Source organism: Streptomyces sp. YIM 121038, assembly GCF_006088715.1.
Lineage (GTDB): Bacteria > Actinomycetota > Actinomycetes > Streptomycetales > Streptomycetaceae > Streptomyces.
In genome coordinates, this window is sequence record NZ_CP030771.1 from 9,000,144 (window position 1) to 9,015,401 (window position 15,258).

Annotated in this window: 32 protein-coding genes; 4 read left to right on the forward strand and 28 right to left on the reverse strand. The window is 72.1% G+C overall.

Annotation, left to right across the window (positions count from 1 at the left end; translation table 11 throughout):
• Positions 1 to 18: 18 nt before the first annotated feature.
• From C9F11_RS37555 to C9F11_RS37625, 19 genes are all read right to left on the reverse strand, one after another.
• Complete coding sequence (locus tag C9F11_RS37555; protein WP_249402050.1) at positions 19 to 1,713, reverse strand: terminase TerL endonuclease subunit; 1,695 nt, start codon at positions 1,711 to 1,713, stop codon at positions 19 to 21.
• Between the two features lie 43 nt (positions 1,714 to 1,756).
• Positions 1,757 to 2,221, reverse strand: coding sequence for a phage terminase small subunit P27 family (locus C9F11_RS37560; RefSeq protein ID WP_138964183.1), 465 nt, complete (start codon positions 2,219 to 2,221; stop codon positions 1,757 to 1,759).
• Positions 2,222 to 2,511: 290 nt separating this feature from the next.
• Positions 2,512 to 2,916 carry an HNH endonuclease gene (locus C9F11_RS37565; protein WP_138964185.1) on the reverse strand — a complete coding sequence of 135 codons (405 nt, stop codon included), beginning with the start codon at positions 2,914 to 2,916 and terminating at the stop codon, positions 2,512 to 2,514.
• Positions 2,917 to 3,042: 126 nt separating this feature from the next.
• Entirely contained in the window at positions 3,043 to 3,261 is a 219-nt protein-coding gene (locus tag C9F11_RS37570) for a helix-turn-helix domain-containing protein (protein ID WP_212767865.1), read from the reverse strand.
• A gap of 24 nt (positions 3,262 to 3,285) precedes the next feature.
• Positions 3,286 to 3,669: a hypothetical protein gene (locus tag C9F11_RS37575; RefSeq protein WP_138964189.1), complete on the reverse strand. Its 384-nt coding sequence runs from the start codon at positions 3,667 to 3,669 to the stop codon at positions 3,286 to 3,288.
• Positions 3,670 to 3,776: 107 nt separating this feature from the next.
• Positions 3,777 to 4,082: a hypothetical protein gene (locus C9F11_RS37580; protein WP_138964191.1), complete on the reverse strand. Its 306-nt coding sequence runs from the start codon at positions 4,080 to 4,082 to the stop codon at positions 3,777 to 3,779.
• A gap of 63 nt (positions 4,083 to 4,145) precedes the next feature.
• Positions 4,146 to 4,301, reverse strand: a complete 156-nt coding sequence (locus C9F11_RS47680; RefSeq protein WP_171075965.1) for a hypothetical protein — start codon at positions 4,299 to 4,301, stop codon at positions 4,146 to 4,148.
• 89 nt (positions 4,302 to 4,390) lie between these two features.
• Positions 4,391 to 5,170, reverse strand: a complete 780-nt coding sequence (locus C9F11_RS37585) for a hypothetical protein (protein WP_138964193.1) — start codon at positions 5,168 to 5,170, stop codon at positions 4,391 to 4,393.
• Complete coding sequence (locus tag C9F11_RS37590) at positions 5,167 to 5,622, reverse strand: hypothetical protein (RefSeq protein ID WP_138964195.1); 456 nt, start codon at positions 5,620 to 5,622, stop codon at positions 5,167 to 5,169. Before C9F11_RS37590 ends, C9F11_RS37585 begins: the two co-directional genes overlap by 4 nt.
• Positions 5,619 to 6,140 (reverse strand): hypothetical protein, encoded by a 522-nt coding sequence (locus tag C9F11_RS37595; protein ID WP_138964197.1) that lies wholly within the window; start codon positions 6,138 to 6,140, stop codon positions 5,619 to 5,621. The genes C9F11_RS37590 and C9F11_RS37595 overlap by 4 nt, the downstream gene beginning before the upstream one ends.
• Before the next feature lie 8 nt (positions 6,141 to 6,148).
• Positions 6,149 to 6,322 carry a hypothetical protein gene (locus C9F11_RS47685; RefSeq protein ID WP_171075966.1) on the reverse strand — a complete coding sequence of 58 codons (174 nt, stop codon included), beginning with the start codon at positions 6,320 to 6,322 and terminating at the stop codon, positions 6,149 to 6,151.
• Positions 6,323 to 6,329: 7 nt separating this feature from the next.
• Entirely contained in the window at positions 6,330 to 6,539 is a 210-nt protein-coding gene (locus C9F11_RS37600) for a hypothetical protein (protein WP_138964199.1), read from the reverse strand.
• Positions 6,536 to 6,727 carry a hypothetical protein gene (locus tag C9F11_RS37605; RefSeq protein ID WP_138964201.1) on the reverse strand — a complete coding sequence of 64 codons (192 nt, stop codon included), beginning with the start codon at positions 6,725 to 6,727 and terminating at the stop codon, positions 6,536 to 6,538. The genes C9F11_RS37600 and C9F11_RS37605 overlap by 4 nt, the downstream gene beginning before the upstream one ends.
• Positions 6,724 to 6,867, reverse strand: a complete 144-nt coding sequence (locus tag C9F11_RS47690) for a hypothetical protein (protein ID WP_171075967.1) — start codon at positions 6,865 to 6,867, stop codon at positions 6,724 to 6,726. The genes C9F11_RS37605 and C9F11_RS47690 overlap by 4 nt, the downstream gene beginning before the upstream one ends.
• Positions 6,864 to 7,880, reverse strand: coding sequence for a hypothetical protein (locus C9F11_RS37610; protein ID WP_138964203.1), 1,017 nt, complete (start codon positions 7,878 to 7,880; stop codon positions 6,864 to 6,866). The genes C9F11_RS47690 and C9F11_RS37610 overlap by 4 nt, the downstream gene beginning before the upstream one ends.
• Positions 7,881 to 7,985: 105 nt before the next feature.
• On the reverse strand, positions 7,986 to 8,438 hold the full coding sequence (locus tag C9F11_RS37615) for a hypothetical protein (protein WP_138964205.1): 453 nt from the start codon (positions 8,436 to 8,438) through the stop codon (positions 7,986 to 7,988).
• A 55-nt stretch (positions 8,439 to 8,493) separates the two neighbouring features.
• Complete coding sequence (locus C9F11_RS47695; RefSeq protein WP_171075968.1) at positions 8,494 to 8,661, reverse strand: hypothetical protein; 168 nt, start codon at positions 8,659 to 8,661, stop codon at positions 8,494 to 8,496.
• Positions 8,658 to 8,876 carry a hypothetical protein gene (locus C9F11_RS37620; RefSeq protein WP_138964207.1) on the reverse strand — a complete coding sequence of 73 codons (219 nt, stop codon included), beginning with the start codon at positions 8,874 to 8,876 and terminating at the stop codon, positions 8,658 to 8,660. The genes C9F11_RS47695 and C9F11_RS37620 overlap by 4 nt, the downstream gene beginning before the upstream one ends.
• Entirely contained in the window at positions 8,873 to 9,181 is a 309-nt protein-coding gene (locus C9F11_RS37625) for a hypothetical protein (protein ID WP_138964209.1), read from the reverse strand. The genes C9F11_RS37620 and C9F11_RS37625 overlap by 4 nt, the downstream gene beginning before the upstream one ends.
• A gap of 163 nt (positions 9,182 to 9,344) precedes the next feature.
• Here C9F11_RS37625 and C9F11_RS37630 point away from each other — a divergent pair, with 163 nt between their 5' ends.
• The 4 genes from C9F11_RS37630 (at position 9,345) to C9F11_RS37645 (ending at position 10,661) form a co-directional block, all read left to right on the forward strand.
• Positions 9,345 to 9,638: a hypothetical protein gene (locus C9F11_RS37630; RefSeq protein WP_138964211.1), complete on the forward strand. Its 294-nt coding sequence runs from the start codon at positions 9,345 to 9,347 to the stop codon at positions 9,636 to 9,638.
• Between the two features lie 2 nt (positions 9,639 to 9,640).
• Positions 9,641 to 10,039 (forward strand): DUF6221 family protein, encoded by a 399-nt coding sequence (locus C9F11_RS37635; RefSeq protein ID WP_138964213.1) that lies wholly within the window; start codon positions 9,641 to 9,643, stop codon positions 10,037 to 10,039.
• Between the two features lie 99 nt (positions 10,040 to 10,138).
• Positions 10,139 to 10,390, forward strand: a complete 252-nt coding sequence (locus C9F11_RS37640; RefSeq protein ID WP_249402051.1) for a hypothetical protein — start codon at positions 10,139 to 10,141, stop codon at positions 10,388 to 10,390.
• A 55-nt stretch (positions 10,391 to 10,445) separates the two neighbouring features.
• Complete coding sequence (locus tag C9F11_RS37645; RefSeq protein WP_138964215.1) at positions 10,446 to 10,661, forward strand: hypothetical protein; 216 nt, start codon at positions 10,446 to 10,448, stop codon at positions 10,659 to 10,661.
• 23 nt (positions 10,662 to 10,684) lie between these two features.
• Here C9F11_RS37645 and C9F11_RS37650 read toward each other — a convergent pair whose 3' ends face one another.
• The 9 genes from C9F11_RS37650 to C9F11_RS37690 all read right to left on the reverse strand — a co-directional run bounded on the left by C9F11_RS37650 (position 10,685) and on the right by C9F11_RS37690 (position 15,070).
• Positions 10,685 to 10,915, reverse strand: a complete 231-nt coding sequence (locus C9F11_RS37650; RefSeq protein WP_138964217.1) for a hypothetical protein — start codon at positions 10,913 to 10,915, stop codon at positions 10,685 to 10,687.
• A gap of 75 nt (positions 10,916 to 10,990) precedes the next feature.
• Positions 10,991 to 11,635 carry a hypothetical protein gene (locus C9F11_RS37655; RefSeq protein ID WP_138964219.1) on the reverse strand — a complete coding sequence of 215 codons (645 nt, stop codon included), beginning with the start codon at positions 11,633 to 11,635 and terminating at the stop codon, positions 10,991 to 10,993.
• A 96-nt stretch (positions 11,636 to 11,731) separates the two neighbouring features.
• Complete coding sequence (locus C9F11_RS37660; protein ID WP_138964221.1) at positions 11,732 to 11,953, reverse strand: hypothetical protein; 222 nt, start codon at positions 11,951 to 11,953, stop codon at positions 11,732 to 11,734.
• Positions 11,954 to 11,955: 2 nt separating this feature from the next.
• Positions 11,956 to 12,171 (reverse strand): hypothetical protein, encoded by a 216-nt coding sequence (locus C9F11_RS37665; protein ID WP_138964223.1) that lies wholly within the window; start codon positions 12,169 to 12,171, stop codon positions 11,956 to 11,958.
• Positions 12,172 to 12,181: 10 nt separating this feature from the next.
• Positions 12,182 to 12,682 (reverse strand): hypothetical protein, encoded by a 501-nt coding sequence (locus C9F11_RS37670; RefSeq protein WP_138964225.1) that lies wholly within the window; start codon positions 12,680 to 12,682, stop codon positions 12,182 to 12,184.
• Complete coding sequence (locus C9F11_RS37675; RefSeq protein ID WP_138964227.1) at positions 12,679 to 13,011, reverse strand: hypothetical protein; 333 nt, start codon at positions 13,009 to 13,011, stop codon at positions 12,679 to 12,681. The genes C9F11_RS37670 and C9F11_RS37675 overlap by 4 nt, the downstream gene beginning before the upstream one ends.
• Positions 13,008 to 13,430: a hypothetical protein gene (locus tag C9F11_RS37680; protein ID WP_138964229.1), complete on the reverse strand. Its 423-nt coding sequence runs from the start codon at positions 13,428 to 13,430 to the stop codon at positions 13,008 to 13,010. The genes C9F11_RS37675 and C9F11_RS37680 overlap by 4 nt, the downstream gene beginning before the upstream one ends.
• A 196-nt stretch (positions 13,431 to 13,626) precedes the next feature.
• Positions 13,627 to 13,776 carry a hypothetical protein gene (locus C9F11_RS47700; RefSeq protein WP_171075969.1) on the reverse strand — a complete coding sequence of 50 codons (150 nt, stop codon included), beginning with the start codon at positions 13,774 to 13,776 and terminating at the stop codon, positions 13,627 to 13,629.
• Positions 13,777 to 14,035: 259 nt separating this feature from the next.
• Positions 14,036 to 15,070: a hypothetical protein gene (locus C9F11_RS37690; RefSeq protein ID WP_138964233.1), complete on the reverse strand. Its 1,035-nt coding sequence runs from the start codon at positions 15,068 to 15,070 to the stop codon at positions 14,036 to 14,038.
• Between the last annotated feature and the right edge of the window lie 188 nt (positions 15,071 to 15,258).

Below are 15,258 nucleotides of genomic sequence, written 5' to 3' on the forward strand. Positions count from 1 at the left end.
GCCTCCCGCCCGGCCGCGTCACACGACCATGATCTCGTCCTCGTCCGCGTACCTCGACTTCCGCCGCGGCGGGCGGGCGAGGATCTCCGACATGGCGGTGGCCAGCGCCGACACACCATCGATCTTGTCGCCGCTGTTGGCCTTGTCCGGCTTCACGTTCCCGGCCGGATCCATCGCCACGGCCAGGTTGTCCACGCACCAGCGCACGACCGGATGCCCGCCGTGCCGCAGCGCCGGAGCCTCAGGCGTGCCCTGCAGCACCAGCCGCTGAATCGCCTTCAGCGACGGCGACATGGTCAGAAAGCCCTGGCGGACCTTCACCATCGGCGCCCGCTCACTGATCAAGTCGTTCGTCAACTGCGAGGCGTTCCACGGGTCGTAGCCCAGCGAGCGGACCCGGAAGGTGTCCCGGTCCCGGCGGACCTGCTCGCGGATAAAGTCGTAGTCCGCGACGTTGCCCGGCGTCGCCACCAGGAAGCCCTCACGCACCCACCGCGAGGCCGCCCCCGCCGTCCGCTTGTCCAGGGCCCGCAGGTTGTCCTCCGGCGTCCAGAACCGCCACAGCGCATCGAGCGTGCCGTCGCTGTCGTCGGGGAACAGCCAGCACAGCGCACACAGGTCGCTGGTGCTGGCCAGGTCCAGGCCGCCCCACGTCTCCCGCCCGGCGAAGGCCTGCTCGTCGACCAGGCCCGCGTTCGCATCCCAGTCCTCCAGCCGCAAGAACCTGGTGGACTGCTTCGTGCGGATCCCCAGGTGCAGCCGCAGGTACTTCGCCAGGTCCGCCGGTGACTGCTGCGCCTCCGCCGCCGCGCCCCGCAGATACGCCGCGCTCGGGCTCACCCCGTAGCCGGGATTCGCCTTGCGCATCGTCTCCTCGGCGAACGGATCATCACCCTCGTCCGCGCCCCACACCACGCCGTACGTGTCCGGATCGTGCAACGACCGGCGGGCGAGCTGCTCGACGTACTGACGGCGCCGGTCGTAGATCGACTCCTGCTTGCCGTCGTCCGCTGTAGTGATGATCACGACCAGCGGCTGACGACGCGAGCCGGTACCGGTCTCGATCGTCTCCACCAGGTCCGGGGACTTGTGGACGTGCAGCTCGTCGATGATCCCGCCGTGCACGTTCGCGCCGTGCATCGCCTCGGCCACCGACGAGACGACGGTGAAGTACGAGCCGGACGCCGGGTGCGTGATCTTCTTCGTGAACGCCTTGACGTTGCCCTTCAGCGCGGGCGCCCGCTCGGCGATCTGTCGGATCGGATCGAACGTGAACCGCGCCTGCTTCTCCGACGTGGCCGCCGCGTACACCTGTGCGCCCGGCTCCCCGTCCGCCGCCATCAGGTACACCGCGATGCCGCCGCTGAGGGTGGTCTTCCCGTTGCGCCGGGGCACGTCCACGTACAGCTTGCGGACGACCCGCACGTAGCCCTCGGCCTCGTCGTCCCACCGCACCCAGCCGAAGACGGGCGCCAGGATGTACGCGACCTGCCACGGGTCCGGGTCCAGCGGCCGGCCCGCCCATTTGCCCTGCGTGTGCCGCAGCAGGTGGAAGGAGCGCAGCACCCGGTCGACGCGGGCCGGATCGAACACGGCCCCGGGCGCCTCACCGGGCGACGGCGTGATCACCTTGGGCGGGCAGTCAGGCAGCGGGATCCCGCGCTCCACCAGGTACCAGGCGACCTCACGCGACAGCTTCAGCCGCGCCAGCAACTCCTCGTCCAGGTACGCCGCCGGCGTCTTCGTCGCCCGGCGCCTACCCCGACCCGGCGAACGGGTTGTCGTCCCCAACGTCATCGCCCCCGCCCCGGCTCAGCCCCTGCTCCGTGGAGGGCGTCAGGCCGAAGTGCGCGGCCCACGTCCGCAACTCCCTCCCCGCGTTCCGGGCGATCGCGACCGCCGGGTGCGCGAGGGTGCCCTGCTTCGCCTCGATCGTCAGGCCCTCCCGCTGCACCGCCTCCGTCGCCTCCCTGAACGTCGCCCACGCCTCGCAGTACGCGGCCAGCCCCGCCCGGTCGTTCTCCTTCAGCAGGTCCAGCCGCGCCAGCTCCGGCACCACCCGGTCCCACTCCGCGCGCGCCTCCGCCGACAGCCACTCAGGCGGGGCCGGGGCGACGCGCTTGAACGTCGGCACGGCCGGGACCGGCCGCCCGCCGGAGTCGCGGCCCTCTGACCTGCCTTTTAGCAGCCGCAGCGGGGCAGGCTCGGAAGCCTTGGCCATAGCTGACCCCCTATCAGCGAGCTGAGCTCACGTCTTCCGAGTTGACCGCGGCGGGCCCCCAGGATTTTGACCTGGTGATTTCGACTCCCCTACCCCTCCGGGAGGGGTGCGGGGCGGGCTCGGCGGGGGTTACAGACAGTGAAATTCGGGTCTGTGCGGCGACTTTTGGGCCGTTCGGAGACCAAATTCGTGGTCTGCGTGCACGTTTTTCGTGTGGTCCTTGGCTCGCGGTGAGCGCCGGGAGGGGGCTCGGGCCCGTGTGGGGCTCGTGGTGGCCCCTTGCGGGGCTCTCAGCGGGCCTTGCGGCGCCGTGCGTTGGCTCGTGCGGCCTCGGCCTTGCTCTTGGCCTCGTGACACGTCACGCAGGCCAGGCCGAGGTTGTCGAGGTCGCGGCGTGCTCCGCCTTCGCTGATGGGGATGACGTGGTCGAGCTCGTGTGGCCAGGTGGTGCGGTCGCCTTCGTCGTACTGCTCGGGGTCGGGCGACTCGGCGCCGCAGAGGTAGCAGCAGCCGTGATCACGTCGTGTGATCTTGGCCTTGAGTGATCGCCACTCGCCTGAGCTGATGCCGTAGCGCTCGGCCTTGTTGTCGCGTCCTCGCCAGGGGATGGGCTGGTGGTCGTCGCAGCGTGATCCTTTGGTGGCGTACTCGTGGCACTCGGGGTCGGTGCAGCGGGAGGGCGGGGCGTACGGCATGGGCCCCTCCTGGGTATGGCGAAGCCCCCGGGGCGTGGCCGTCGGGGGCTTGATCATGTGTGGTGTGTGTGCCCGGTTTTGGGCATGGGTCTGCGGAAAGATCGTGGCGCATGAGATTGGTGCACGTCAAGCGGCTTCGCTGCGTTGGCCTGGGCGGGTGGGCTTGGCTGCTGCTCGTGCGGTGGTGATGTCGTCGATGCGGTAGTAGGGGCGGCGGGGGCTTCCGCCTGCGCGGTGGAGGATGCCGCGGCGTATCCAGTCGCGGATGGTGGCCGGGCGGACGCCGCAGGCTGTGGCGGCCTGGGTGGTGGTGAGGAGGCCTGGGGGCAGGGACGGATACTCCATGGTGACCATGATGCGGCCGTAGCCTCACCAGGACGCGTCTCCCAAGCGCTGGCCCACGTTGCGGGCGGCGTGCCACAGCCACTCTGCCCAGTCCCTGATCTGCGCGTAGTGCTGGGGGCCTGCGTCCTGCGGGGGCGGCACGAGGGCGGTGATGGCGGCCAGGGCCCTGGTGACGTCGGCCCGAGTCCCGGGGTACGAGGGGCCGATGGGCAGTTCTTCCTGCGGGTGCGGTGTGCCCTCTTTCAGTGTGATGGCGGCGCCGCTGATCCACTCCACGAGCTGTTCCACCCGCTCGTAGTCCTGCTGCGTGGTCGGCTTGCGGGGAAGGGCCTGGACGGCGCGGGTCAGATCCTTGATCGTGGCGTCGAATTGGTGTGGCAGCGGCCGGTCGTCGGGCAGGTCGGGCATGGGGGGATCCTCTCGTGACGGGGTGGGGATGAAGAAGGCCCCGCTGCGACGAAGCGCGGCGGGGCCGGTGCCGGGCGCGGCCCGGCGTGTGCTGGCGGCCTAGACGTTCACCCTTCCTGGCGCGGTCGCCCTCCCTCGGACTCAGGCACGCGCGGATCGATCCAGTTGATCAGGTCAGCCATCGATACCTCTCCGCCGCTGTCCAGTGATACGGCGTGGTGCTTGGCCATGGCGCGCTGCTCCTCAGCCATGAGGTGCGCGGCCTCGTCCAGCAGGGCTTCGATCAGGTCGTCGGCGCGCTGCTCATCGAGGTCCGGGTTGTTGCGGAGCATCTCGCGCAGCACCGCCTCGTGGGCCTGACGGTGGGCTGCCCCGTAGTCGCCCAGGCCGCAGTCGGGCATGTCGTCGCTCATGTGCTCATCCTTCTCCAGCTGTAGACGGTGCCGGGGCACTTCTCTGGTTCTGGCACGTTTTTGTCAACTCTGCTCGTGGCCCTGCGGCGCGCCGGGTACGGGCTTGGGTTCGGTGGGGTAGTAGCCGCCGCGGCTGGCCTGGTAGTCGGTGGCGTGGGCCGGGTCGGGCTCGGCGTCGTGGGGTGGGCGGATGGGCATGTCCTGCGGGAGCGGTGCCACGATGGCGGTCTCCTGTCTCGTGTCGCGGGATGGGTGGTCCGGGGCGGCCGGTCTGCTGGCCGGCGGGCGGCCGCGCCGGGGCTTGCGGGTCAACGGCCCTGCCGGGCGCGAACCTTCTTCGCGACGTCGGCGTACGACGTGCCAGCGAGGAAGACCGACACCGCGACAGCGGGCCAGGCGAAGCTGAGGGCCAGCGCCGCGAGCGGCCCGGCCATGTAGGTGTCCCAGAACGCTGACCACTGCGCGACGGGTAGGCGCGGCAGCAGGACTTCGCGGACGGCTGCGTCGAAGCCGACGTCCCAGAGGATCCATCCGCCTGCGCTGAGAGCTGCCAGGCAGTTGCCGATGAATGTGTGGAGCAGCGCGCGCAGTACTGCCCGCAGCAGGAGCGCCGCCGCGTAGGCAGGCCCGCCTGCTGTGACGATCAAGGCAGCTGCCCACGCGGGCACCGTGTCGTTGGCGCGGGCCTTGGCCAGGCGGCCGAACGCCCATGCCGCGAGCCGCACATCGGGGATGGCGCTGTTCGGGACCCGGGCAGGGGCGGGGGCCGCCTGCCCTAGATCGGCGAGGTGCTGGCGGTAGTACGGGAAGTTCAGGAGTCGGTGGCCCTGGTCGGCGTGGCGGCGGATCTGCAGCTGTTCCTCGTGGTTGAGCAGGGGTACGGGGACGGTGGTGAGGGGCTCGATCCGCGGGGTCATCCCTTGGAGGCTGAGGGCGTTGATCCAGACGCGCATCGCTGGGTTGGTGGGGGTGGCGAGGTGGCTGCCGAGTCGGGTGAGGACGGGTTTCTCGGTCTTGCCGATGTAGCGGATCTTGTTGTCGCGGGGGTCGATCAGGGCGTAGATGGTGCCGTTGCGGGTTGGGCTCACGGTGTCCGTCCGGTCGGTTCGCTGCTGTCGGTGGGCTGGGTGGGGGCGACCTCGACCCGGACTGGGTGCAGGATGAAGCCAACCCCTTCTGCGATCGGCTCCACTCGCTCGACTTCGCCGGTCTCACCTGCGAGGACGTCGCCTTGGGGGCGAGCCCCTCTCGGTGGGGGAGGGGCGGACGATTCGGACATCTGCCAGGCGCCGTAGAGCCACACGAGCGGTACGGCGTAGATCAGGTGCGGGGCCCGCATCAGCAGCAGGCCGTAGAAGACGGCGGCGCCGACGGCGAGGACCAGGCGGCGCACGGCGACGCCGACGGCGCGCGCGATGGCGCCGAGGGTCCGCTCGCGCGGAGCGTGGTCGGCGGCCGTCTGCCAGCGCCCCCACGCCTCGATGCCGAGCCAGGTGCCGCGGCACAGTCGACGGCCCGCGGCGGCCGCGCGGGCGCTCACAGCAGCCCCGCGACGTAGTCACCGGCGGTGGAGACGACAGGGGCCGCGAGGTAGCCGACGGCTCCGGCGATGCTCTTGGCGAGGCCGAGGCTGATCCCGGCGAGGATGCCGCGCACGAAGCGCCAGTTGATGCCGCGGCGGCTGGTCACGGCGGCGACGATGACGGTGAGGATGATGACGACGGAGTGCCCGCCGGGGGTGAGCGCGAGCTGGGAGGTGCGGGTGACGTCGGGGCTGGTGCCGCCGACGCCGTAGACGAGGCCGACCTCACCAACCTGGTTGCTGCCCCAGAGGGACCAGTCGGCGGCGGCGCCGATGATGCCGCCTGCGGACAGGACGAGCAGGGCGCCGTAGAGCATGCACAGCACGACCGGGGCCAGGTCCTTGAGGGCCTTGGCGGCGAGGCGCTTCTTGTGGGTGGCCCACCAGCGGGTGACGTCCCAGGCGGTGAGGGACAGGCCGACGGTGACGCCGCCGAGGGAGACGGCGGTGTAGACGGGAATGCCGAGCGGGGTCACGGTGGGTCCTATCGGAGGACGGCGATGCCGAGGGCGGCCAGGGCGAGGATGGCGAGGGTCGTGGCGCTGATCGGGGTGAGGTAGAGCAGGCGCGCGCGGCGGGGCGCGAGGCTGCACAGGCCGAGGAGGCCGACCAGGGCTGCGGCTGGGAACAGGGCTTCGAGGACAGGTGTGTTGGCCATGGGCGTCTCAGTGGATGAGGTGGGCGGCGAGCGCGCTGGCGGTGGTGGCCGCGGTGAGGGTGGCGGCGGGGCGGTGGTGTCCGTACGTGGCCGCCGTGATCGCGAGGAGCAGCGCGAGGGCCTCGGTGAGCGCGGCGGCCGTCGGGCTGGTGGTCCCGGCGAGGACGCACAGGTGCCAGGCGTCGGCGACGTCGCGCAGGACGGTGGTGTCGCTCACCGCCCCACCGTCCAGGCCTTGAGGAGGCAGAAGGTCATCGTGCACGTGAGGCCCACGACGAGGGCTGTGGCGCCGGTGGTGGACAGGAGCGGACGCTGGTGGCGCTCGCCCCAGGCCGCAGCCGCGCTGGTGACGGCGATGCCGCCGCCGAGGACCGCGCCGATCACGAGGCCGAGTTCGAGGGTCACCAGGCCCCCAGTTCGGTGAGGGCGCGCAGGGTGATGTACGCGGTGAGGATCCAGGCGGCGAGGCGGGGGCCGGGCTGTGTGCGGGTGCTGGTGGCGACGGTGCCGCTGAGGAGACCGGCGGCGAGCAGGACGTAGATCATGCGTAGCCGCCCCCGCCCTGGCCGACGCCGTCGTCGGGCGGCTGCTTCTTCAGCTTCAGCTCCCGCTCGAAGGTGCGCCGGACTGAGTCCGGATTCGTGTCCGGACCCAGCAGTTCCCGAGTGATGGTGACGACTGCGGACCGGTCGGTGACGCCGCGGTCGAGGAGGGCGCGTACGGCGGTGGTGATGTTGTCCGGGCGTTGTCCGGACAGCATGTCCGCCCTGGCCAAAGCGATGCGGGGGTCTTCGCGCCGGTCGGTGTCCGCCGTGGTCCGGGCGCTGTCCGGACGCTCGACCGTGACCTGGGCCGGGCGGCCGTGGAGGACGAGGGCGACCTGGACGGCGTCGACGTTCACGCCGTAGGTGCGCAGCAGCGCGGCCAGGTCGGCGGGGGCGAGGTCGGGCTGGGACTCGTGGGCGATGCGGATGGCCTCTGCGGGGTCGCACTGGGCGAAATGCACGCGCAGCAGGTCGGTGGCGGAGGGGCTGGTGTCCGGATCGTGTCCGGACGGCTGTCCGGCGAGCTGGATGTGGTCGACGGCTCGCGCCATGACGGCCTTGCTGGCGCGTCCAGGGGCGAGGACCCAGGCCCATCCGCCGAAGGCGGGAAGCCGGTAGGGCCGGTCACCGCGGGCGGCGCGGGCTTGGGCGCGGGGGCCGGACCAGGACATCTCGGAGACGGCGAGCAGGCCGAGGGTGGGGACGGCGAACAGGACGGCGGCGGGCAGGCCGCCGCCGATCAGATTGGCGTGAGTGATGTTGAGGTAGACCGACATGCCGGCCATGGCCAGGGCGGTGAGGCGGGCGCCGAAGGCGCTGCGGCCGTCGGTGGCGGCTTCGGAGGCGAGGTGGAGGCACATGTAGGCGATGCCGTCGAACACGGCGACGGCGGCGCCCGCGATGCCCTTGGGGGTGTCGTAGTGGCGAGCGACGGTGTAGAGGGACCAGCCGGTGGTGATGAGGGCGGCGAGGGAGACGATGGTCATGGCCGTGCGGCGTGCGGTGTGGTTCACGGTGCTGCTCCAGAAGGAGGAGCCGGGCCCGGGGCGGGGGCTGGGGCGCGGGGCCCGGCGGCGGGGTTCAGTGGGCAGATTCGGCGTGGAGTCCGACGAAGCCGGTCAGGCGGTGCTCAGCGGGAGCGGCTGCACTCGCCACGCCACCTCGGACGCGGGCGGCAGGGCAGCCCCCGCAGTGAGCGACGTCCAGCCGGAGGGGGTCGCGCCCTCGGCTTCTGCTGCCGCTTCGGCGCCGTCCAGCGTGGTGTGGATGCTGTGCAGGGCCCCGCGCTGGAAGAGGACGAACACGCGGTCGGGTAGCGAGGACTGTCGCCGGGCGGAGCGCAGCAGCATCCGCAGGGCGACGCGGTCCTCGGCGTCGAGGTGCGTCTGAGCGCGCAGCGCGACGAGCTCGCCCTCGGCTCCGGCGAGGGCGCCGCGCAGCTTGTCGGCCTCGGCGTGGTGCTCGCGAGCGACGGCCTCGGCGGCGGCGCAGTGCCGCTCGGCTTCGGCGCGGGCGGTGGCGGCGTCGCTGCGTAGGGCGTCGAGCGTGGTGGTGCGGACGAAACGGAACATCGTGGCCTCTCTGGGATGGCCGGGCCCGCGCGGGCGGCGGGCCCGGCCGGGTGGGTCAGCCGTGGGAGCGGGGTACGCCGGCCTGCTCGGCGCCGTGGGCGCGGGCGAGGGCGAGCTGGTCACGGGCGGCGGCGGGGTCGGTGCCGAGGTCGGCCGCGCAGGCCTTGACGGTCGCGGGCTCGGCGAGGATCCGGTTCGGCTGCGGCGGGTGCTGCTCGGTCATCGCGGGTGGACCCCCTCGGCGGCGAGGGCGGCGAGCAGCTGGCGCATCCGGTGGTCCAGCGCGACGCTGTGGCGGATCAGGGCCCGGTGGTCGTTGATGTCGACCTGGTCGGCTGCGGTGAGGATGCGGTGGGCCTGGTCGAGGGTGATGGCCAGGGAGGGGACGTAGCCGAGGGTGCTGCCGGGCTTGTGCAGGGGTGCGGTCGGCTCGCTCATCGCAGCCTCCTGGCCACGCCGCGCAGGACCTGGGCCTGGACGTGGTGCGTGTTGCCGTCGACTCCGGCGGGGATCGCGGCCCATGCCCGCGCGGCGGCCGTGTCGGCGACGGCGGTGGGCAGGGTGTGGAGGTGGGTGGCGACCGCGACGGTGACGGCGCGACGCAGCGTGGTCTCGGTGACGCGGCGGTCACGGCCCATGCCCTCCAGTACGTCGGCCGCGGTGGTGAGGACGTCCACGGCGTACGAGGGTTCGGGCAGCGCAGGGCTGGGCTGGTCAGGGGGCTGATCTGTACGGTTGGGCATGCCTGCCTCTTCGTGGAGTTGAAGGTGGGCGCCCCCGGCCCATATGGCGTTCCAGCGCCGGGCCGGGGGCTTTGTGCATCAGTGACTGCGGTGCCACTTCCAGCACTGTAGGGGAACCCCCTACACTCGCGCCAGTGGCCCGCCCAAGAAGAAGGGGCTGGGTGTGACCGAGGAGGCGCAGCGGGTGTTCGACGCCATCGACGCTCTGAAGGAGATCGCTGACCCGACCGAGAGAGCGCGCGCCCTCGGAGAGGTGCTGAAGGCGATGCCGTCGCAGAACAAGGCCCTGAAGGAAGCGCGGCAGGCTGCCGTCAGCGAGATGCTGGCGAAGCCGGACGCGTCGCTGCGATCGGTGGGGGCCGAGCTGAACATCAGTTTCAGCACGGTGCAGGACATCATGAAGGGCTACTCGGGGTCCGGCTCGAAGCGCCCCAAGAAGACCGATGCGGAGGCCTAGCCGTGGATGATCTCGTGCAGTGGCTGCGCGCCCAGCTCGACGAGGACGAGAGGATCGCGCGGGCGGCTCGCGGCGTCGAGTTCTGTAAGGACGGCCGTTGGGTAACGAGAGGTCCGTTCGAGGAGGGGCTCGGCGGTATCCACTCCGAAGCCGGGGAGGCCATCCTCGGCGAGGAGGAAAACGTGCCGTTCGCCGTAGCTGATCACGCCTCCCGTCATGATCCGGCGCGGGTGCTGCGCGAGATCGGCGCCAAGCGGGATCTGCTGCGCGTCGCCAAGGCCGCTCGCGACTACCACGAGACGTTCACCAGCGGCTTCGCCTCCGCACTGGAGGGGACGCTGCGCCTGTTCGCTCTGGCCTATGCGGACCGGCCGGGCTACCGCGAGGAATGGCGGCCGTAGCCGCGCGCGGCGAAGCCCCGGTCGAGGCCCCGGGGCTTCCGCGTGGCGGGCGGCGTGCGTGAGTGGCGTGACCTGCGAGGCAGCCTAGAATTCGGTCACGTGGCTGATACTGATCTCCCTGACGACCTGATCATGCTGGAACGTTCCTCCGAAGAGGCCCGCGCCGCGCTCGCCAGCCTCGACAGCGAGGCGTTCGAGGAGCAGTGGCGCGCCTGGCGCGACGCCGCCGAGCGCTTCCAGGCCGCAGTCACCGAGCATGCCGCGCGTGAGGACGTGACCATGCCGCGCCACCAGCTGGAGCAGGCCGTGAAACGGGCCGTGAGGCACGCCGAGGAGGACCCGGCCGAGTAGGGCGCCCCGCCCCGCTCGGCGTGCTGGACTGCCCGGGCTGCCGCACGCTGGGGTCATGGTCTCCGCCACGCCCGTAGTGATCTACCCGCCCGACGAGGAGGGCGGCCGGCGTGTCCGGATCGACGGCACGATCCTCGGCCGCGCGTACGGCGTCCGCGATGTCGCGGCGTTCATGCAGGAGGCCGGGCTCCAGGACTTCGACGAGATGGACGTGGTCCGGTCCGCGCTGATCGAGTGGCGGGGCGGCGGGCCCGAGGTCTGGACGCGCTGACCGGGCGGGCGTAGCGTCGGCCTTTACTTGGGAGAGCGCGGCCCGCTGGTCCTGTCCGGATCCGCGGGCCGCGTGCTGCGCGGGGCCCCGGGCGCGGCTCGGTCGTGGCGCCTCACCGCTGCCTCGTGCCGGGCAATGAGTTCATCGTCGGTCATCCGCGCGGTGCGCTCGGTCTCTTCGAAGGCGACGATCACACGCTCGTCCTTGGTGGGCCAGTACTCGATCACGCGGCACTTGTATGCTTTTTCAGCCATGACGCCCCCTATTCGAGACAGGGCGTTCAGCGTGGGTCCGCGGGCGGTGCAGGTCAATACGCCGGAGCCGGATTTCTACGCTGCCATGCCTTGGCCGCGTCCGGGCTGGTAGTGCCGAAGGGCGAGCCAGGTGTCCGGGGTGTAGACGCACAGGCACCAGTCGCACTGCACGGCCCGGTCCGGGTACGCGTGCAGCGGCCGCCCGCACACGGCGCCGGTCGTGTCGGTGGCGATGCAGCGGCCGAGATATTGCGGCTCGTCGGGGTCGCGTCCGGGCTGGATGACGGCGTAGGCGCGGCCGACGAGGGTGCGGATGTCGGTGGCGAGGTCGGGGGCGGCGTACCAGCGGGCGATCCAGTCGAGGTGTCCGTCGAGGGCCCGGGCGGCGATGGCGACGCGGTGTTCCAGGGAGACGGCGCGCGGGGGCGGGGCCATTCCGCGGGCGTCGTGCACGGCCGCGCGCCAGTCTTCGAGGACGCCGACGATGCCGCCCTCGGCGCGCAGGTCCAGGACCTCCTCGCGGAGCGGGAGCGGGGCTTCGGCGCGGGGGGTGCGGCCGCTGATGAAGGGGGCGCCGCGTCCTGGTGCGAGCCAGATCTCCAGCGCCGACCACAGGGTGGGGAGTTGGAGGAGGTGGCGGCTGGTGGCGCGTACGCAGGGGTCGCAGAGGAACCCTCCGTGAGGGAGGTCGTTGGTGGTGCAGTGTGGGCAGGTGGTCATCGTCGTGCTCCGATGCGTGCAGAGGGCGTACGGTGATGCCACCGGTGGGGGCGCGCCTGGTCTGGGGAGATCGTGGGCGCGCCCCTTCGTCATGCGTCAGTCGTCCCAGCGGATGCCGTTGTTGGCGAAGGCGCGGACGATCGCGGGGTCGTCGAGGAAGAGCTGGAGCGAGTCGAGTTCTGTGTCCCAGTCCTCGGCTTGGAGGTTGGCGATCAAGTCGGTGAGTGTCTTCTCCTTGACCTCGTCGGACGCTCCGGCCCCGATGAGGGAGCGGGCGACCGGGTTGAAGAAGGTAAGTCCTGCGCTGCCGAATCCCATGGTCATTCCTCCGTGGCTGGCTGTTGGGTGGTCGTGGTGGTCCGCTCCATCAGCCGGTGCTCCCATCCGGGCTGCATCTCGCGGCGGGTGGCGAGCCGCTCAAGGGCTGCGGCCTTGGAGGCCCAGGTGCGCGGGACGCCCGTCGGGCGCTGCCAGGGCTGGCTCGGGGCGGGGCGGGACTGGATGAAGTAGGCGGTGGTGGTGCGCTCTTCGGGCATGGTGATCCGTTCAGGTGGTGGGCGGGAGGATCGCGTCGTGGAGCTCGGCGAGGCGGGCGTCCCACCAGCGGGACACAGACGTGCCGAGCGGCGGGGGTCCGGCCGCGAGCCAGCGTTCGTACAGGTCGATGACGCGGCTGACGTTCTGCTCGGCGCTGCGGTGAAGGGCCGCGAAGACGCGGGCGGTCGTATCGGTCGCTGCCGGGCCGGGCTGATCGAGAGTGCCGAGGACGGCAACGGAGCATGCCCTGAAGCCTCGCTGCCAGTCGGTCACGTCTTCGTCGTCGGCGATGTGTACGGCGGCCCGCACGCGGGCGAGGGCGCCCTCGGCCTGCTCGGCGCGCCTCACGGCGCTGGCGCGTTCGGCCTCGGCCCGGTTGGACGTCTCGTGCGCGATGCGGAGGAGGTCCTCGGCCTGCTCCGCGCGGGTCTGCGCCTGCTCCAGCCCGGCGTACAGCTCGTCGAGGGCATCGTCGGTGACCGTGTCGGCGGTGTGGCGGGGCTCGGTCATGCTGCGGTCCCGTGGTCGAAGTCGGCCTCCAGGGAGGCGATCACGGCGCGCTCGTAGGCGTCGAGCGGGGCCCCGTCCCGGAGCGTGCGGGCGGCTGCCGGGCGGGTGCAGTCGGGTGCGGGCCGGGCGGCGAGCTCCGCGCAGCGGGCGTGGACGCGGGCCCGGCGGTCGAGCACGGCCTCGCGGCGCCCGCACCAGGCGAGGAACGCAGCGCCGTAGACGGTGGCGAAGGCAGCGGGCCAGTACGGCGTTGCGGCGGTGGCCGCGGTGGCGACGAGGAGGGTGAAGGCGCCGGCGCGGCAGGCGAGGGCGCGGTGGTGTGGGGTCATGGCTGGCTCCCGAGGATCGCGCGGGCGACGGCGAGGGCGTGGTCGCCGTCGATGGCGACGGCGTGTTCGTCGGTGCCGTCCTGCGCGATACGTCCGGCGATGACGTCGGCTTCCAGGTCCAGCCAGTCGGCGAGGGCGAGGCCGACGGTCGGGTCCATGGCGGCGGCGTACTGGCCGTGTCGGGTGCGCATGCCGGGGTGGCCGTCGCGTCCGGTGCCGTGGGTGAGCCGTGCGCCGGGGCCGTTGGGGTTCTCTGCGTACAGGTAGCCGGAGCCGAAGCCGGGGCGTTCCGCGAAGTGCCAGCGGGTGGTGGGCTTGCCGCCCCTGTCGAGTGGTGCGGACGTGGCGGTGGATGCGGCGGTGGCGAGGGCGCGCAGTGTGGCGGCTGCGGTGCGGATTTCGTCGGTGGGGCTGGTCATGGGCTGACCTCGATCTCTGAGAGCGGGACGCGGCGTTCGAGCTGGCGGTGGAGTTGGCGGACCCGGGCTGTGGCGCCGGGGTCGCGGCGTGAGAGGGAGCGGAGGGCGGGAGCGGGGAGTTGGTTCCAGCAGGTCCAGCAGAGGTACTGGTGGGGGCGGCGGGTGCTGTGGCAGGTGGGGTTGGGGCAGGGCGTGGTCATCGCTGCTCGCCCGTTCGGCGCCGTAGCTCGTCCTGTGCGGCGAGGCGCTGCTGTGCTTCGGTGAGGCACTCGCGGTACGGCTTGCCGGTCTCGGCTTGGATCTGGCGGGCGAGCTTCTGTGCGGGGGTGCGCTTCTTCTTGGTCACGGCTGACTCCTGGTGCGAGTGGGGCGGCGAGGGCCTGAGCGCCCGTCTGGGGCGCGTGTGCGGTGCCGGGCGTGGATTCGGGCCTGGAGGCGTCCGCGAGCCCAGGAGGGGCGCCTGGGGCCGCTCCTGACGGCATTCCAGGCCCACGCGACGGCGGCGGTCAGGGCCGCGAAGAGCAGCGCGGCGGCCGCGGCGAGGCCGATGACCCACCAGAAGAGGGCCCGGAGCAGGACGAGGGCGGTCTCGATGGCCTCGCCGATCACGTCGCTCCCGCCTCGCCGCCGAGCACCCGCCGCTTGGCGACCTCGATGAGGGCTCCGAGCGCCTGCTCGGCCTCCGGGCTCAGGTCCGGTGCGGCGTGGACCATGACGACGACCTCGTCCTGTTGCGCGCCGTCCTCGGCGTGGCAGGGGCAGATGCAGCGGGCCCCGCAGACCTTGCAGGTGCCCGCGACCTTGGTCGTGCCGTCGTACCGCCGTGCCTCGGTCTGGCAGTACTCGTGTCCGGTGCGCCCGTCGGGGATGACGGTGTCTCCGTGATGGCAGCCGGTGGACAGGTACACGTGCGCGCCGTCGTCCTGCTGCGCCTCGTCGGCCATGCGGCGGAGCCTGACCTCAGCGTCGATGAGCGCCCGCTGCTCCGTCGCGGTGGGGTACGACGGGTTCAGTTCGCCCTCGACGTACTCGCGGCGCATCTCCTTGACCGCGTCGGCGGCCTCGTGGAGCACTGCGGCCTTGTCGGCGGGTGCGGGGAGGACGGCCAGCACCGCGTCGGCGATCTGCCGCGCTGCCTGGTCCGGGATCTGGCCGCTGTAGATCTCGTGCATCTTGGCGACTGCGGCGGCATGGGCGCGGTCGCGGAGGTCCCGGTCGGCGGGCGCAGACGACGCGGCGGCCTGCTCCAGCTCGGCGATCCGGGCGCGTTGCTGGGAGACGTCCCGGATCAGGTCCGCCCACTCCGCCTGCGGGTCGGCGGCGAGGGCGGTGACGAGGTCGTCGTGGCTGTCGGCGAGGTCCTGGCGGGCCTGGTCCCGCTCGGCGCGGAGGTCGGCCTGCTCGGCGTCCGCCACCGCCAGGACGGCGCGGGTGATCGCCTCGTAGAACGGGCTGTTCCCGTATGCGGCGTCGCCCGCGGTGCGGATCGCTGCCGCGTACCGGTCGCGGCGCCCGGCGTCGGGCACCGCGGGCGCAGACGGGACGGCGACGGGGCGGGCCATGAAGGCGTGAGCCCAGTCCTGCGTGTACTCGCAGGCCGGGTCCGGGCAGATCCAGCCCGAGTGCGTAGCGTCAAGCACTGGCGTCATCCCACTCGCGTGCAGGGCACCGCACGTGAACGGATGCATCGGGCCCGCCTGCTGAAACTGGTTGAGCGCTTCGACTTGCTCTGAGGTCCACGGCGCGTGGATCAGCTCAGTCATGGTCGTCTCCAGGTGTTGTGTGGTGTGCTTGGTGGTGCGGCCGCCCCGATACCCGCGGGGCGGCC

What these genes read in the sequence shown, in the direction of transcription:
- C9F11_RS37645 (WP_138964215.1), top strand. Translation starts at nt 10,446, where the DNA reads ATGGTCTCCGCCACGCCCGTAGTGATCTACCCGCCCGACGAGGAGGGC.
- C9F11_RS37565 (WP_138964185.1), bottom strand. Translation starts at nt 2,916, where the DNA reads ATGCCGTACGCCCCGCCCTCCCGCTGCACCGACCCCGAGTGCCACGAG.
- C9F11_RS37575 (WP_138964189.1), bottom strand. Translation starts at nt 3,669, where the DNA reads ATGCCCGACCTGCCCGACGACCGGCCGCTGCCACACCAATTCGACGCC.
- C9F11_RS37650 (WP_138964217.1), bottom strand. Translation starts at nt 10,915, where the DNA reads ATGGCTGAAAAAGCATACAAGTGCCGCGTGATCGAGTACTGGCCCACC.
- C9F11_RS47690 (WP_171075967.1), bottom strand. Translation starts at nt 6,867, where the DNA reads ATGATCTACGTCCTGCTCGCCGCCGGTCTCCTCAGCGGCACCGTCGCC.
- C9F11_RS37655 (WP_138964219.1), bottom strand. Translation starts at nt 11,635, where the DNA reads ATGACCACCTGCCCACACTGCACCACCAACGACCTCCCTCACGGAGGG.
- C9F11_RS37665 (WP_138964223.1), bottom strand. Translation starts at nt 12,171, where the DNA reads ATGCCCGAAGAGCGCACCACCACCGCCTACTTCATCCAGTCCCGCCCC.
- C9F11_RS37670 (WP_138964225.1), bottom strand. Translation starts at nt 12,682, where the DNA reads ATGACCGAGCCCCGCCACACCGCCGACACGGTCACCGACGATGCCCTC.
- C9F11_RS47695 (WP_171075968.1), bottom strand. Translation starts at nt 8,661, where the DNA reads ATGACCGAGCAGCACCCGCCGCAGCCGAACCGGATCCTCGCCGAGCCC.
- C9F11_RS37560 (WP_138964183.1), bottom strand. Translation starts at nt 2,221, where the DNA reads ATGGCCAAGGCTTCCGAGCCTGCCCCGCTGCGGCTGCTAAAAGGCAGG.
- C9F11_RS47685 (WP_171075966.1), bottom strand. Translation starts at nt 6,322, where the DNA reads ATGGCCAACACACCTGTCCTCGAAGCCCTGTTCCCAGCCGCAGCCCTG.
- C9F11_RS37625 (WP_138964209.1), bottom strand. Translation starts at nt 9,181, where the DNA reads ATGCCCAACCGTACAGATCAGCCCCCTGACCAGCCCAGCCCTGCGCTG.
- C9F11_RS37615 (WP_138964205.1), bottom strand. Translation starts at nt 8,438, where the DNA reads ATGTTCCGTTTCGTCCGCACCACCACGCTCGACGCCCTACGCAGCGAC.
- C9F11_RS37570 (WP_212767865.1), bottom strand. Translation starts at nt 3,261, where the DNA reads ATGGAGTATCCGTCCCTGCCCCCAGGCCTCCTCACCACCACCCAGGCC.
- C9F11_RS37680 (WP_138964229.1), bottom strand. Translation starts at nt 13,430, where the DNA reads ATGACCAGCCCCACCGACGAAATCCGCACCGCAGCCGCCACACTGCGC.
- C9F11_RS37660 (WP_138964221.1), bottom strand. Translation starts at nt 11,953, where the DNA reads ATGGGATTCGGCAGCGCAGGACTTACCTTCTTCAACCCGGTCGCCCGC.
- C9F11_RS37675 (WP_138964227.1), bottom strand. Translation starts at nt 13,011, where the DNA reads ATGACCCCACACCACCGCGCCCTCGCCTGCCGCGCCGGCGCCTTCACC.
- C9F11_RS37620 (WP_138964207.1), bottom strand. Translation starts at nt 8,876, where the DNA reads ATGAGCGAGCCGACCGCACCCCTGCACAAGCCCGGCAGCACCCTCGGC.
- C9F11_RS37580 (WP_138964191.1), bottom strand. Translation starts at nt 4,082, where the DNA reads ATGAGCGACGACATGCCCGACTGCGGCCTGGGCGACTACGGGGCAGCC.